General features: G+C 61.8%; 16 protein-coding genes and 1 tRNA gene. 9 read left to right on the plus strand and 8 right to left on the minus strand.

Going from position 1 to position 14361, the window contains the following annotated elements:
• The 3 genes from ACF8R4_RS10840 (at position 1) to ACF8R4_RS10850 (ending at position 3259) form a co-directional block, all read left to right on the plus strand.
• Positions 1 to 813, plus strand: a complete 813-nt coding sequence (locus ACF8R4_RS10840; RefSeq protein WP_060497488.1) for an alpha/beta fold hydrolase — start codon at positions 1 to 3, stop codon at positions 811 to 813.
• Complete coding sequence (locus ACF8R4_RS10845) at positions 807 to 1364, plus strand: peptidylprolyl isomerase (RefSeq protein WP_060497489.1); 558 nt, start codon at positions 807 to 809, stop codon at positions 1362 to 1364. The genes ACF8R4_RS10840 and ACF8R4_RS10845 overlap by 7 nt, the downstream gene beginning before the upstream one ends.
• A gap of 62 nt (positions 1365 to 1426) precedes the next feature.
• Positions 1427 to 3259, plus strand: coding sequence for an ABC transporter ATP-binding protein (locus ACF8R4_RS10850; RefSeq protein WP_060497490.1), 1833 nt, complete (start codon positions 1427 to 1429; stop codon positions 3257 to 3259).
• 114 nt (positions 3260 to 3373) lie between these two features.
• On the opposite strand, the gene ACF8R4_RS10855 is transcribed toward ACF8R4_RS10850, so the two are convergent.
• Positions 3374 to 3463, minus strand: a tRNA-Ser gene (locus ACF8R4_RS10855).
• A gap of 198 nt (positions 3464 to 3661) precedes the next feature.
• Between ACF8R4_RS10855 and ACF8R4_RS10860 the strand changes: the two genes are divergently transcribed.
• The 3 genes from ACF8R4_RS10860 to ACF8R4_RS10870 all read left to right on the plus strand — a co-directional run bounded on the left by ACF8R4_RS10860 (position 3662) and on the right by ACF8R4_RS10870 (position 6187).
• Complete coding sequence (locus ACF8R4_RS10860) at positions 3662 to 4351, plus strand: crotonase/enoyl-CoA hydratase family protein (protein WP_060497491.1); 690 nt, start codon at positions 3662 to 3664, stop codon at positions 4349 to 4351.
• 81 nt (positions 4352 to 4432) lie between these two features.
• Complete coding sequence (locus ACF8R4_RS10865; RefSeq protein ID WP_060497492.1) at positions 4433 to 5146, plus strand: 1-acyl-sn-glycerol-3-phosphate acyltransferase; 714 nt, start codon at positions 4433 to 4435, stop codon at positions 5144 to 5146.
• A gap of 69 nt (positions 5147 to 5215) precedes the next feature.
• Complete coding sequence (locus ACF8R4_RS10870) at positions 5216 to 6187, plus strand: magnesium and cobalt transport protein CorA (RefSeq protein WP_016715080.1); 972 nt, start codon at positions 5216 to 5218, stop codon at positions 6185 to 6187.
• Positions 6188 to 6220: 33 nt separating this feature from the next.
• Here ACF8R4_RS10870 and ACF8R4_RS10875 read toward each other — a convergent pair whose 3' ends face one another.
• Positions 6221 to 6952 (minus strand): amidotransferase, encoded by a 732-nt coding sequence (locus ACF8R4_RS10875; protein WP_019096934.1) that lies wholly within the window; start codon positions 6950 to 6952, stop codon positions 6221 to 6223.
• Positions 6953 to 7480: 528 nt separating this feature from the next.
• Between ACF8R4_RS10875 and ACF8R4_RS10880 the strand changes: the two genes are divergently transcribed.
• Entirely contained in the window at positions 7481 to 8281 is an 801-nt protein-coding gene (locus tag ACF8R4_RS10880; RefSeq protein ID WP_104834174.1) for a cytochrome c, read from the plus strand.
• Between the two features lie 54 nt (positions 8282 to 8335).
• On the opposite strand, the gene ACF8R4_RS10885 is transcribed toward ACF8R4_RS10880, so the two are convergent.
• From ACF8R4_RS10885 to ACF8R4_RS10900, 4 genes are all read right to left on the minus strand, one after another.
• Entirely contained in the window at positions 8336 to 8668 is a 333-nt protein-coding gene (locus tag ACF8R4_RS10885; protein ID WP_016715077.1) for a ribonuclease E inhibitor RraB, read from the minus strand.
• 179 nt (positions 8669 to 8847) lie between these two features.
• Positions 8848 to 9084, minus strand: a complete 237-nt coding sequence (locus tag ACF8R4_RS10890; RefSeq protein ID WP_016715076.1) for a hypothetical protein — start codon at positions 9082 to 9084, stop codon at positions 8848 to 8850.
• A 120-nt stretch (positions 9085 to 9204) separates the two neighbouring features.
• Positions 9205 to 11262, minus strand: a complete 2058-nt coding sequence (locus ACF8R4_RS10895; RefSeq protein WP_392492355.1) for an LTA synthase family protein — start codon at positions 11260 to 11262, stop codon at positions 9205 to 9207.
• Positions 11263 to 11403: 141 nt separating this feature from the next.
• Positions 11404 to 11595 (minus strand): PLDc N-terminal domain-containing protein, encoded by a 192-nt coding sequence (locus tag ACF8R4_RS10900; protein ID WP_012271091.1) that lies wholly within the window; start codon positions 11593 to 11595, stop codon positions 11404 to 11406.
• Between the two features lie 126 nt (positions 11596 to 11721).
• Here ACF8R4_RS10900 and ACF8R4_RS10905 point away from each other — a divergent pair, with 126 nt between their 5' ends.
• Entirely contained in the window at positions 11722 to 12660 is a 939-nt protein-coding gene (locus ACF8R4_RS10905; protein WP_060497494.1) for a ZIP family metal transporter, read from the plus strand.
• Positions 12661 to 12699: 39 nt separating this feature from the next.
• On the opposite strand, the gene ACF8R4_RS10910 is transcribed toward ACF8R4_RS10905, so the two are convergent.
• Together ACF8R4_RS10910 and ACF8R4_RS10915 are read right to left on the minus strand one after the other, a co-directional pair.
• The gene (locus tag ACF8R4_RS10910) at positions 12700 to 13230 is read right to left on the minus strand and encodes a hypothetical protein (RefSeq protein ID WP_016715073.1); all 531 of its coding nucleotides are present in this window, start codon (positions 13228 to 13230) and stop codon (positions 12700 to 12702) included.
• 60 nt (positions 13231 to 13290) lie between these two features.
• Positions 13291 to 13815: an ankyrin repeat domain-containing protein gene (locus ACF8R4_RS10915; protein WP_392492357.1), complete on the minus strand. Its 525-nt coding sequence runs from the start codon at positions 13813 to 13815 to the stop codon at positions 13291 to 13293.
• Between the two features lie 264 nt (positions 13816 to 14079).
• Here ACF8R4_RS10915 and ACF8R4_RS10920 point away from each other — a divergent pair, with 264 nt between their 5' ends.
• Positions 14080 to 14352 (plus strand): DUF3509 domain-containing protein, encoded by a 273-nt coding sequence (locus ACF8R4_RS10920; protein WP_016715071.1) that lies wholly within the window; start codon positions 14080 to 14082, stop codon positions 14350 to 14352.
• Positions 14353 to 14361 lie beyond the last annotated feature (9 nt).

Here is a 14361-nt window from a genome sequence, read left to right on the forward strand (position 1 = left end):
ATGGCCTATTTCGAACACGAAGGATGCGCACTGCATTACGAGGAATATGGCCAGGGCGAACCACTGGTACTGCTGCACGGCCTGGGCTCCAGTTGCCAGGACTGGGAACTGCAGGTGCCGGCACTCAGCCACCACTACCGGGTGATCCTCATGGACATTCGCGGCCACGGCCGCTCCGACAAACCCCGCGACGGCTACCAGATCGCCACCTTCAGTGCCGACCTGCTTGCCCTGCTCGAACACCTGCACACAGGCCCCGTACACTTCGTCGGCCTGTCCATGGGCGGCATGGTCGGCTTCCAGTTTGCCGTCGATCACCCGCAATGGTTGCGCAGCCTGTGCATTGTCAACAGCGCCCCCGAGGTCAAGCGCCGCACCCGCAGTGACTGGATATGGTGGCTAAAGCGCTGGGGCCTGGCGCGGCTGCTCAGTGTCGAAACCGTCGGCAAGGGCCTGGCTGAACGCCTGTTCCCCAAACCCCATCAAGCCGAACTGCGACAGAAGATGGCCCAACGCTGGGCCCGTAACGACAAACGCGCCTACCTCAAGAGCTTCGACGCCATCGTCGACTGGGGCGTGCAGGAACGCATCGGGCAGATCCACTGTCCTACCCTGATCATTGCCGCCGACCACGATTACACCCCGATACAACTGAAACAACGCTACGTCGCGCTGATGCCCAACGCCAGGCTGGTCGTCGTCGACGATTCCCGGCACGCTACGCCCCTCGATCAACCCGAGGTCTTCAACCAGACCCTGCTGCAGTTCCTTGCAGCCGCTTCCACCTCTCAAGGATCTTTGAGCCCATGCTGAAAAAACTCCTGCTCACCGCCTGCTCGGTCGCCTTCGCCACCAGCGTCATAGCCTCCGAAAAGACCCCGCACGTTCTGCTGGACACCAGCTTCGGCCAGGTCGAAATCGAGCTGAACGCCGAGAAGGCGCCGGTCAGTACCAAGAACTTCCTGCAGTACGTTGACAGCGGCTTCTACAACAACACCATTTTCCATCGTGTGATCCCAGGTTTCATGGTCCAGGGCGGTGGCTTCACTGACCAGATGGTGCAAAAAAACACCAACGACCCAATCAAGAACGAAGCCAGCAACGGCCTGCTGAACACCCGCGGCACCCTGTCGATGGCGCGCACCTCGGACCCGAACTCGGCCACCAGTCAGTTCTTCATCAACGTGGCCGACAACGACTTCCTCAACCCCGGGCGTGACCGTGGCTATGCCGTGTTCGGCAAGGTGACCAAGGGCATGGAGGTGGTCGACCAGATCGTCAACTCGCCGACCACCATCAAGAAAGGCATGCGTGATGTACCGGCCGACCCGGTCTACATCAAGTCGGCCAAACGCATCGACTGACCGCAGGCTTCACAGGGACGTGAACCGCCTGAGGGCAGGATGGAACAGGAGTGTCGTTACCCATGCTGTACCGCCGTTTCGAACAACTGATCGATATTTTCCGCGAAGCACCCAGTGAATCGCCGCCGACCACCGTGGGGCCGTTCTACCTGTATTACCTGCGCCAGGTATGGCCCAGTTTTCTTGCCCTGCTGGTGGTCGGCCTGTTCGCCTCGCTGATCGAGGTGGCCATGTTCAGCTACCTCAGCCGCATCATCGACCTGGCTCAGGGCACGCCCAATGCCAACTTCTTCAGTGAGCACCGTGGCGAGCTGATCTGGATGCTGGTGGTGATCCTGCTGCTGCGCCCGGTGTTCTTCGGCCTGCACGACCTGCTGGTGCACCAGACCATCAACCCCGGCATGACCAGCCTGATCCGCTGGCAAAACCACACCTACGTGCTCAAGCAGAGCCTGAACTTCTTCCAGAGCGACTTTGCCGGGCGAATCGCCCAGCGCATCATGCAGACCGGCAACTCGCTGCGCGACTCTGCCGTGCAAGCGGTGGACGCGTTATGGCATGTGCTGATCTACGCCATTACCTCGCTGGTGCTGTTCGCCGAGGCCGACTGGCGCCTGATGCTGCCGCTGCTGCTGTGGATCGTCGGCTACATCGCCGCGCTCTTCTACTTCGTGCCAAGGGTGAAGGAGCGTTCGGTGATCTCTTCCGACGCCCGCTCCAAGCTGATGGGGCGGATCGTCGACGGCTACACCAACATCGCCACGCTGAAGCTGTTCGCCCACACCGACTACGAGCAGCAATACGCGCGCGAAGCGATCAGCGAACAGACCGAGAAAACCCAACTGGCGGCGCGCGTGGTCACCAGCATGGACGTGGTTATCACCAGCCTCAACGGCCTGCTGGTGGTCACCACCACGGGCCTGGCGCTGTGGCTGTGGAGCCAGTCGCTGATTACCGTCGGCGCCATCGCCCTGGCCACCGGCCTGGTGATCCGCATCGTCAACATGTCGGGCTGGATCATGTGGGTGGTGAACGGCATCTTCGAGAACATCGGCATGGTCCAGGACGGCCTGCAGACCATCGCCCAGCCCGTCACCGTCATCGACCAGCCCAATGCGCCAGCGCTGAAGGTGAGCCGTGGCGCGGTGCGGTTCGATGACGTGGACTTCCACTACGGCAAGGCTGCCAACGTGATCGAAGGGCTCGACCTGAACATCCGCCCGGGCGAAAAAATCGGTTTGATAGGCCCGTCCGGCGCGGGCAAGTCAACCCTGGTCAACCTGCTGCTGCGCCTGTACGACGTGCAGGGTGGGCGTATTCTTATCGATGGCCAGGACATTGCCGAGGTGAGCCAGGCCAGCCTGCGCGCACAAATCGGCATGATCACCCAGGACACCTCGCTGCTGCACCGCTCGATCCGCGACAACCTGCTGTATGGCCGCCCCGGCGCCAGCGAGGCGGAGTTGCTCGAAGCCGTGCGCCGCGCCCGCGCCGACGAGTTTATCCCGCAGCTGTCGGACGCCCAGGGGCGCACCGGCTTCGATGCCCACGTGGGTGAGCGCGGGGTGAAACTGTCGGGTGGCCAGCGCCAGCGCATCGCCATTGCCCGGGTACTGCTGAAGAACGCGCCAATCCTGATCATGGACGAAGCCACTTCGGCGCTGGACTCGGAGGTGGAGGCCGCCATCCAGGAGAGCCTGGAGACGCTGATGCAGGGCAAGACGGTGATCGCCATTGCCCACCGGCTGTCGACCATTGCGCGGATGGACCGGCTGGTGGTGCTGGACAAAGGACGGATTGTCGAGAGTGGCAGCCACAGTGAGCTGCTGGAGCAACAGGGGTTGTATGCCCGGCTGTGGCATCACCAGACCGGGGGATTTGTCGGGGTGGACTGATCCAGGCTACGGCGAGCTTCTGCGCTGTGTCGCGATGGGCTGCACTGCAGCCCTCGAAGGCCCGAAATGCAAAAAGCCCCCGGCTTTATCAGCGCGGGGGCTCTTCGCAGAATGTGGCGGTGAAGAAGGGATTTGAACCCTTGATACGATTTCTCGTATACACACTTTCCAGGCGTGCTCCTTCGACCACTCGGACACTTCACCGTTTCTCTTCAAGCCTTGCGGCCCGTCGAGGTGCGCTAATTTAGTGAAAGCGCTTTCCTTTGGCAAGCATTTTTTTCAGTTTTTTCATGTATTTGCATTTGAGCCCCGGTGAACGCTGACCAACCAGTCAGCCTTGCTGCTTTACCTGGCCTCTGGCGCTGGGTAACGTCGTCGCCACGCCAACAAAAGGACTCTGCCATGAGCGAGCTGATTACCTACCACGCCGAAGACGGCATCGCCACCCTGACCCTGAACAACGGCAAGGTCAACGCCATCTCGCCGGATGTCATCACCGCCTTCAATGCCGCGCTCGACCGCGCTACTGAAGAGCGTGCCGTGGTGATCATTACCGGGCAGCCAGGCATTCTGTCGGGCGGTTACGACCTCAAGGTGATGACCAGCGGCCCTCAAGCGGCCATCAGCCTGGTCACTGCTGGCTCCACCCTCGCCCGCCGCCTGCTGTCGCACCCGTTCCCGGTAGTGGTTGCCTGCCCGGGCAATGCCGTGGCCAAGGGCGCCTTCCTGCTGCTGTCGGCCGACTACCGCATTGGCGTCGAAGGGCCATACAAAGTGTGCCTGAACGAAGTGCAGATCGGCATGACCATGCACCATGCCGGCATCGAACTGGCCCGTGATCGCCTGCGTCGCTCGGCTTTCCATCGTTCGGTGATCAACGCCGAGGTGTTCGACCCGCACGCGGCGGTGGATGCAGGGTTCCTCGACAAGGTGGTGCCGGCCGAGCAACTGCAGGAAACAGCACTGGCGGCGGCGCGGGAGCTGAAGAAGCTGAACATGCTGGCACACAAGAACACCAAGCTGAAGGTGCGCAAAGGGCTGCTGGAGGCATTGGACAAGGCGATCGAGCTGGACCAGCACCACATGGGTTGACCCGACAGGCTCACACCAGGGTTTGCCGCAACCAGTGCACACCCGTACACTGCCCGGCGACTGTCTGGTGTGAGTCGTACCATGCTTTATTCGTTGCGCATGCTCCTGCTGGCGCTGCATTTTCTTGCCGTTGGCGCCGTGGGCTTGGTCATTGGCCTGTGCCGCCCCTTCAACCCCGATAACAGCCGGGTGTTTGCCCACCTGTATAGCCGGCCAGCCACCTGGCTGATGCGCATCAAGGTCAAGGCCGAGGTGGGGCCACTGTGGGACCACCCTCCCGGGTGCGTGATTGTCGCCAACCACCAGTCCAACTTCGACCTGTTCGTATTGGGCCAGGTGGTACCACAACGCACCGTGGCCATCGGCAAGAAAAGCCTGGGCTGGATCCCGCTGTTCGGCCAGCTGTTCTGGCTGGGCGGCAACGTGCTGATCGACCGCAAGAACGCCTACCAGGCGCGCAAGGCGCTGCAAAAGACCACGCGCGTGCTGCAGGACGACACCTCCATCTGGATTTTCCCTGAAGGCACGCGTAACCCCGGCGAGCAGCTGATGGCCTTCAAGAAAGGCGCGTTTCACATGGCCATCGAAGCCGGTGTGCCGATCGTGCCGGTATGCGTCAGCCGCTATGCCAGGCGCATGAGCCTGAACAGCTGGCGCCAGCGCACGGTGATCGTGCGCTCGTTGCCCCCCATCGTCACGACGGGCATGACCCAACAGGACATCCCGGCGCTGATCGAGCAGTGCCGGGGGCAGATGCAGCAGTGCATCGACCGCATGGAACACGAGCTGGCCTGAAGCGGGTTGCTCTTGGGCCGGGTACGGCCCAAGCTGTAACCCGTGTTCAACCGGAATAAGCGGGCAACCATGGGTCGTGTCGTGGCATCGGCGGTGTACAGCGCCGGCAGAAAGGTCACCAACATCAGCATCGACGAAGGCAGCGAGTGGGCGCGCAAGCCGGGGCACTTCGTGTGGATCGGCCTGGAAGAGCCCAATGCCGAGGAACTGGCCAACCTGCAGTGCCAGTTCAACCTGCACGAACTGGCCATTGAAGATGCCCTGGAGAAGCACAGCCGGCCCAAGCTGGAAACCTTCGGTGACGCGCTGTTCATCGTCACCTATTCGCCGGTGCGCCACGAAGGCAAGCTGGAGTTCATCGAAACCCATATCTTCGCTGGCAACGGCTACATCATCACCTGCCGCAACGGCCACTCCAAGTCCTACGCCATGGTGCGCCAGCGCTGCGAGGCACGGCCATTGCTGCTGGAGCACGGCGAAGACTTCGTACTGTACGCCCTGCTCGACTTCGTGACCGAAAACTACCAGCCGGTCAGCGAAGCCATCCATGGCGAGATCGAAGAGCTGGAACAAAGCGTGCTGGGGGGCTCGCTGCAGGAGGACGACATCCGCCGCCTGCACAGCCTGCGCCGCGACATCCTGCGCCTGCGCCGTTATGTGGCGCCGATGGTGGAAGTGAGCGAAGAGCTACAGCGCCTGAGCTTCCCGTTCATCGACAAGAACATGCGCCCCTACTTCCGGGATGTGCAGATTCATGTGACGCGGCAGATGGAAGACCTGGCCGGCATCCGCGACATCGCCAGCCAAACCATCGAGATCGGCATGCTGCTGGAGTCGTCACGGCAAAGCATCGTTCAGCGCAAGTTCGCGGCCTGGGCAGCGATTTTGGCGTTCCCCACGGCCATTGCCGGGGTTTACGGGATGAACTTCCAGAACATGCCGGAACTGGCTTGGCACTATGGGTATTTCGGGGTGCTGGGTGTAATCGGGCTGGGGTGTGCGGGGTTGTATGCCAGCTTCAAGAAGTCGGGCTGGCTTTGAGGTTGTGGGGGCCGGTTTGCGGCCCCCAGCTTCTTACGCCGCGTCGTGCTTGCTCACCGGCTGCTGGATAAAGCGCAACATCCACTCCCCCACCAGGTCGCCCTGGTGCTCGGTGGCCAGGCTGGCCACGGCCTTGTGGTACACCTCATCCCCCAGGAACTCCTGACGCGCATCCAGCAGTGCGCGGGAGTAGTCGTGCACGAACTCCGGGTGGCCCTGGAAGCACAGCACCTGGTCACGAATGTGGTACGCCGCATTCGGGCAGAAGTCGCTGGAAGCAATCACCGTGGCACCTTCCGGCAATTCGGTCACCTGGTCCTGGTGGCTGATCAGCAAGGTCAGCTCCGACACCTCCGGGTCCATCCACGGCGCATGGGCCGCCAGCGAGTAGCGATGGATGCCCACGCCCCAGCCCTTGTCGGCCCGCTCGGCCTTGCCACCCAGGGTCAATGCCAGTAACTGGTGGCCAAAACACACCCCCAGCAGCTTCTCGCCACGCTCGTACAATTTCAGCAGGTAAGCCTTGAGGGTCTGGATCCACGGGTCGGAACCAAACGAGTCAGCCTTGCTACCCGTCACCAGGTAGGCATCGAACACTTCACTGTCGGCGGGGTAATCGCCGTTCATCACGTTGTACACACGGAATTCGGCGGCGATCGGCTGACGCGAGAAGAGCTGCTCGAACATCCTGCCGTAGCCCTGGTACTGCGCGGTCAACTCCGGTCGCAGGACATCGGTTTCAAGGATGCAAACGCGTAACGACATAGGGGTAGTCCTGAACGACATGGGTGGGAATCTGCTGTAGAGACTGACGCGAAAGACACGTACAAGCAAGTAGGCTGCACTGACGAACGGTCACATTTCGTCGGCGTCCGCCTGGTACTTGCGCCACTGTCTAGCCAGAGCATGTCAGCCGACTGGCACATGGCTTCATAGCAAAAAGAAATCATCGACCAACACTATTAGAAGAAAGGGTTCTCAAACATGCATGCCACACACCCTACTGTTGGTTGTATATCCACGTTCAAGAGGCAGGCAGTTCAGGCGCCACGCTGCGTCGCTGCGATCGACCCGAGGTGCGACAAGGAAGCCAACGGGTATTCAGGAATAACAACAAGAAGGCGGTCCGCCATGTTTAGACAATCGAAAATTCGCCAAGCTGGGCTTATTCTCTTCGCCACCACTTTACTGCTGATTTTGCCGAACCTGACACGCTTGTTCGGCTGACAGTGGCGATGGCGCCAACGGGCAGTACACAGGTAACCTGCTGGCCTTGATGGTCGGAGATTGCCCATGCGCCACTGCCTTGCCTTGTTAGCGTTGCTCCTGAGCCTGCCGCTGTCGGCGGCGCAGCTGCACCTTGAGCTGGGCGCCAATACGCGCCAGTGGAGCAGTGCCGAACTGCTTGGCCATCCGCAGGCTCGGGATATCAGCATCGAACAAGACGTTTCCTACAAGCGCCCCATGCACTATCGGGCGGTGCCGTTGGCCACGCTGCTAAAAGGCGTCAGCGCCAGTGATCACCTGCAGGCCGTGGCGCTGGATGGCTTTGCCGCTGAAATGCCCGCTGCGCCACTGCTGCAGCAAGGGCCGGCACAGGCCTGGCTGGCGGTGGAAGACCCGGGCCAGCCGTGGCCGGCACTGGGCCAGGGCAAGCCGAGCGCGGGGCCGTTCTACCTGGTGTGGACTGCGCCGCAGGCCAGCGGCATCCGCCCGGAGCAGTGGCCGTTCCAGATTTCCACCATTCGCCAGCTCGCGCCGGTGGCGCAGCGTTTTCCCGCGCTGCTGCCCGACCCCAAGCTGCCCACCGACAGCCCGGTGCTGCAGGGTTTTGCATTGTTCCAGCAGAATTGCCTGGCGTGCCATCGGCTGAACGGTGCAGGGGATGCGCAGGTGGGGCCGGATTTGAATGTGCCGCACAACCCTACCGAGTATTTTCGGCCAGAATACCTGCGCAAGCTGATTCGAGACCCGCAAAGCCTTCGGCAATGGCCGCAAGCGAAGATGCCGGGGTTTGACGAACGTGTGTTGAGTGAACAGGAGCTGGATGCGTTGCTGGCCTATCTGGGGCATATGGCCAAGCGCAGGCCTTGACGCCCGCGTGTGCTTCTTCGCGGGCGAGCCCGCGAAAAAGGCAACACAATACACTCAGGCAATCGGCCGCTCATGCTTGACGCCCCACCCTTCCACCTCCCCCCCATAAGGTGTCACCAACTGTTCGAAGGCCTCTTCAAAGTCGCCAATCCCGCCATAGGTGGCATACATGACCTTGCTCAGTTCCAGGTGCCAGGCACCGTCGCCCAGCTCCTTCACCTGGGCATTGAGCGATTCGCCACGAAACTGCCCGGCCGCGCGGCGGGCCCCTGCTTCGTCGGGGAATACGGCATAGAACTCGATGGGGTGGATCTGGGTGAAGTCGAACCCGCCAGCTTTCATCTGGCGCAGGACGTTACTGCTGATATCGTCGTTCTGGCTGCTCATGAATCGTCCTCCTGAATAATGCTATGGATAGACTTTCCGTGCACTACGCACCTGCCGGCAGTCATTGGCCGGGCAGTTCGAGCTGATGCAAGACGCGAATTGAAGCGGTGCCAACCTGCAGAATAGGCGGCACCTTCCAGTAGCGTAGTGCCTGCAAAGGCGCCACGCAAACGTGTGGGTCAGGGTGCTTCGTGAATGCTGGTGATGGTCACGCCGCTATGCTCTTTCAGCCAGCGGGCGGTAGGGGAAATGGTGCGGTCCTGGAAGTCGTTGAGGTCCAGCTCGTCCATGACCGGGAACAGGTGCGAACGGATGGCCCGCGCGGCGTCCTCTTCGCTGGGACAGTGCTCGGCCCGCAGTGTCATGGTGGACGGTTCGCCTTTCTGATCGGCAAAAATGACTTCCCACGCTTTCATTGAACGAGCCCTCTCAATTCAAGAACATCAGTTGGTGTGATGCCTGAATAACTGACCCTGGGGCTGGGAATTTGTTCAGTCTGCCCGCAAAAGGGCCGCAATGCGGCCCTTGTTGCAGCGTTACTTCGGTGTGCCGTGCACCACGCCAGCGGTGTTATCCAGCAGGCTCTTGGTCGCGGTCTGAATGTACGCTTCGAGCTTCTTGAGCATTTCCGGCTGGTCCGGGCTTTCGATCAGCTCAGCCTTGAACTCGCTGCCCAGCTGGTAGCGGTACATACGCGGGCTCATGTCCTTGGACTCGATCAGGATGCGGTCGCCCTGTACCAGGCCAACAATCTGCTCGCTGCCCGACGGCTTGATCATGCCCACACCCTGGTCGCCTTCAGGCAGGTTGAGCAGGTCGCGGCCCCAGCACTGGTGACGGGTCTGGCCACCCAGGCGGCCCATGATGGTCGGCACGATATCGACCTGGGTACCCACGGTGTGATTCACCGCACCGAACTTCTCCTGAATGCCCGGGGCAATCAGCAGCAGCGGTACGTTGAAACGGCCCAGGTCCAGCTCGGTGACCTGCTGGTGGTTGCCAAAGCCATGGTCGCCGACGATGACGAACAGGGTTTCCTTGAAGTAAGGCTCTTTACGCGCCTTCTCGAAGAACTGGCCCAGCGCCCAGTCCGAATAGCGCATGGCGGTCAGGTGCTCATCCAGGCGGCCCTGGCCGGTGACCTTCTCGACTAGCAGGTCTCTCGGCAGCGCGTATGGCGTGTGGTTGGACAGCGTCTGCAGCAGCGCGTAGATCGGCTTTTTGCCGTCGTGCTTGGCCAGTTCCTCGTTACCGCGGTCGAACATGTCCTGGTCAGACACGCCCCAGGTCGGGTCGGAGAACACCGGGTTGACGAAGTCGTTACGGCCGATGAAGGTGGTCATGCCCTGGTTGCCGAAGAACCCGGACTGGTTGTCCCAGGCAAAGTCGCCGTTGTAGACGTACACATCGTCGTAGTCGCGAGCGCTGAGCAGGGCCGGCAGGCCAGACAGCTTGTGGCCGCCTTCCGGGGTTTGCATCAGGTACTCGAAGCCCGGCAGGTTGGGGAAGCAGGCCATGGTGGCAAACATGCCCTGATGGGTATGAGTGCCGTTGGAGAAGAAGCGGTCGAACAGCAGGCCTTCTTTGGCCAGCTTGTCGAAGTATGGGGTGATGTTGTTGGGGCTGCCCAGCGCGCCCACCGAATGGCCGGCGAAGCTCTCCATAAGGATCACCACCACGTTCTTGATCGGCAGGGTGCGGTCAGCCGGCGGCACGAAGTCGCGGCGGATGGCAGCCTCGTCGGCATCGACCAGGGTGTCGTTGGCGGTCAGCAGCTGTTCGCGCACGCTTTGCGTGGCCACATTCTGCTCCAGCACCGGCTTCCAGATGTTGGCGCGGTCTTCGCCGAAGCGGCTCTTGGCGGCGTCGATCAGGGTCAGGGTGCCGTTCAGGCCCAGCTGGTTGACGAAGTTGGAGTCGGTGGTGAAAGCATCACCCCAGCGCATCGGTGGCCCTTGGCGCAGGGTGCCACGGGCAGCGACCACGGCCACCAGCAAAATCACCATGAACACCGCCAGGCGGTTGTACCACGGTGCAACGCGCTGCACGCCCTCACCCCGGGTGGCACGGTCGATACCCTTGAACAGCAGGCTCAACAGCCAGGTGCCGAAGGCCCAGGCCAGCAGGTAGCGCACCACCGGGAAGCCGTACCAGAGCATGCTCATGACGGTTTTCGGGTCCTCCTTGATGTACTGGAACACCAGGCCGTTGAGGCGCTGGTGGAACTCGCGGTAGAAGTCCATCTCCATCAGGCCGAGGAACATCACCACGCTGGAGGTGAGGGTCAGCCAGAAGCGGAACACGCCACGCCGGGCCATGGCCCAGGGGCTGAGGATCGCCAGCAGCAGCGGGATGCTGAGGTACACCACCACCCGCAGGTCGAAGCGCAAGCCGTTGAGGAAGCCTTCGGCTACCGTGGAATACGGCGTATCGCCGACCATGTCGCTGTTGTAGACCAGCAGCGCCAGGCGCACCAGGCTGAGCATCAGCATGATCACCAGGCCACTGAGCAGCGTGTAGGCCAGGTGGGATTTCAGGGTCGGCGAAAACGACGTTCGCGCGCCCTGTTGCTTCAAGGCGTCCGTGTTAGCCATGAATGGGAAGGTCCTAGGATTGCGGTTTGCGAAGGGGCGCTGGCGCTAGACCAACGCAGCATTATGCGGGTGCGGATTCTGTTTAAACCAATGTGAAAATTTTGTCACCGGGGTGTTGCGGGTTTTGTCTGTGCCGGCCTTTCAGATGCGCACATTTCCCCGCGGCCCCGCGATGGCCCAAATCACCAGGCCCACCACCGGCAGCAAAGCAATCAGCAAGATCCACAACACTTTGATGCCCACCTCGCTGCCACTCTTGATCACATTGAGGATGGCCCAGATATCCAGCGCCAGGATGATCAGCCCCACCAGGCTGTTGAATGTCGACCCCATGCTAAAACTCCTGTTAAAAGGCTTTGCTGCACAGCATAGTCAGCTATCGCGCCAATAGAAGCGAATCCTTGGCGATGGGCGCAGGTCTCTGAGTAGACTGCCGGTATTCATTGATTCGAGGTTCGTATGCCCCCCACCCACACGCAAAGCGCCGCCCCACCCTCACTGCTGAACGCTTGGCGCCAGCAGGCCGTGAACACCCCCTGGCTCAGCGCCGGTCTCGGCCTTAGCCTGCTGGCGGTGATCGTGCTGCTGGGCGCCAGCGTGTGGAACGCGGTGAACGGCGACCACGCCGATAACCTGCACCTTGCAGTACTGGGCGGGTTGTCCGGCTTTGGCGCTACCGCCCTGGGTGCTGTGCTGGCGGTGGTGCTGCGCGATGTCAGCGCCCGCACCCAGGACGTGATGCTGGGCTTTGCCGCCGGCATGATGCTCGCCGCCAGCTCGTTTTCGCTCATTCTGCCGGGCCTGGATGCGGCCCGCGAGATTACCGGCAACGGCCCGGCTGCGGCCTTTACCGTGGTGCTGGGCATGGGGTTGGGCGTGCTGTTGATGCTGGGCCTGGACCGCTTCACCCCGCACGAGCATGAAAGCACAGGCCCCTGTGGCCCCGAAGCCGAGCGCATCAGCCGGGTGTGGCTGTTCGTGCTGGCGATCACCCTGCACAACCTGCCTGAAGGCATGGCCATCGGCGTGAGCTTCGCCAATGGCGACATGAACATCGGCCTGCCGCTGACCAGCGCTATCGCCATTCAGGACATCCCTGAAGGGCTGGCCGTGGCCCTGGCACTGCGTGCCACTGGGCTGGCGAGCCTCAAGGCTGCGCTGGTGGCGATCGGTTCGGGTTTGATGGAGCCATTGGGGGCGGTGATCGGGCTGGGGATTTCCACAGGCTTCGCCCTGGCCTACCCGATCAGCATGGGGCTGGCGGCAGGGGCGATGATCTTTGTGGTCAGCCACGAGGTGATCCCGGAAACCCACCGCAACGGGCACCAGACGGCGGCGACCCTGGGGTTGATGGGTGGGTTTGCGGTGATGATGTTTCTGGATACCGCGTTGGGCTGAGGCTACCCTGCACAGACCTGTGCAGGAGCGCGCCAGGCTTTAGATGTGGACGGCGACCTTCAGGGCTTCCAGGGCCGGCTCCACCTTGATGCCCACCTCTGCCCCCAACTCCAGCACCCGCGCCAGGTCATTCTGCCCCACCATCACCATCTGCAGCTCGTCATCCAGCAACTGGCTGAAGTTCAGCAGCACATAACCCCCCGCCTCTTTGTTCAATGCACCCATCTGCACCTGAATGCGGTTGAGCGCGGTCAGTGGCTCGGTACGGGCCAGCTGCTTGGGCTTGAGGGTGAACGGCACGCTGTTGTCGAACGAGTCGCTGATCTGCTGGAACAGGTCCTGGTAGCTGTCGGCCTGGAACACCACGGTGTCCGGCAGGCTGCCCAGCACCACCCATTCACCCAGCGGAATCGGGAACGTGTCGTCGTAGTTGATATCGGGGTTGGCGGCCAGGAAAGCAGCCGGGTCGGCATAGGCCTGGGCGGCCTCGTCGGCGATGCGCTCGATGTCGGCCTCGCGCATGCAGCCAGCGCCAATGAGGCTGATGAATTCGAGCAACTGAGTTTTCATGAAAGGGGGCCTGCGACGGGTGAAAAGTCGCCAAGGATAGCCGCAAATGCCCCCAGATGGTTAGCCGGCCAGCGCTTGCAGGCGGGCGGCGGCGTCTTCAGCCCCCATGGTTTGCGCCGCCATCAGCGCAGTGGCGCCGCGGGCATCCTGGCGCGTCGGGTCGGCGCCTTGGGCCAGCAGGTAGTCGAGTATCTCGCTGCGATTGAACATGGCCGCCAGCATCAACGCCGTGCGCCCGTCCTGCGCAGCGGCGTCCACAGGGACGCCGTGCTCAAGCAACAACCGGATCATCGCCAGGTCCCCCTTGAAGGCGGCCCCGGCGATAGGCAGCTGGCCGTTGTCGTTGGCAATCAACGGGTCGGCACCGTGGGCCAGCAGCACGCGCACTGCTTCGTGGTGGCCGTGGTAGCTGGCCAGCATCAGCAGGGTATCGCCCTTATGGTTGCGCAGGTCGGCCGGCAGGCCGCTGGCAAGCAGGCGCTCGAGCATTTCGGCATCACCCTGGCGGGCACGTTCAAATACCTGTTCGGCGAATGCGACGGTTTCGTCATCGGTCATGGTGGCGGGGGCGGTCTGGCGGGTCATCGGAACCTCCTGGCATAAATGATTGCCCAAGTGTTTGTCAGGCACGCCAGTGGGGTCAAAGGTTCAGTTTCTATGGGACCGATAGGCAATGCCTGACTCGTGCAAAATGCACTGTGCAAAATGCATGACCATGCAACCTGCACGGTGGCGCCTTCGTAGAGTCTCCGTAAAGCCTTGTATTTACTGGATTTTTTTGGAATCAACATCTGGCACGGTCGCTGCAATTATCTACTCCTGTCTGCCACACAACAGCCAGGAGTTGATATGGACCTCATCCAGCAAAAGTTCGTCTCGGTATTTTCTGCTTACCAGGTCAATACCCAGGCCCGCCCCGATGGCGGCGTGCTGCTGACCCTGCGCGCAGCCGACGGCAAGGTTACCCGCCGGGTGCTCACCTATGCGCAACTGCACAGTGCCGAGCAGCTGTCATGGGCGATCAGCGCCATTCGCCGTGACCTGGCTGAACAGGCTAGCGAATTGCCGGTGATTTCGATGCTGCAAAGTCAGCAGCGGTTTGCCCTGCCGACCTATCGCTGAGTTTGGTGT

This window comes from Pseudomonas sp. FYR_2, assembly GCF_043106425.1.
GTDB lineage: Bacteria > Pseudomonadota > Gammaproteobacteria > Pseudomonadales > Pseudomonadaceae > Aquipseudomonas > Aquipseudomonas monteilii.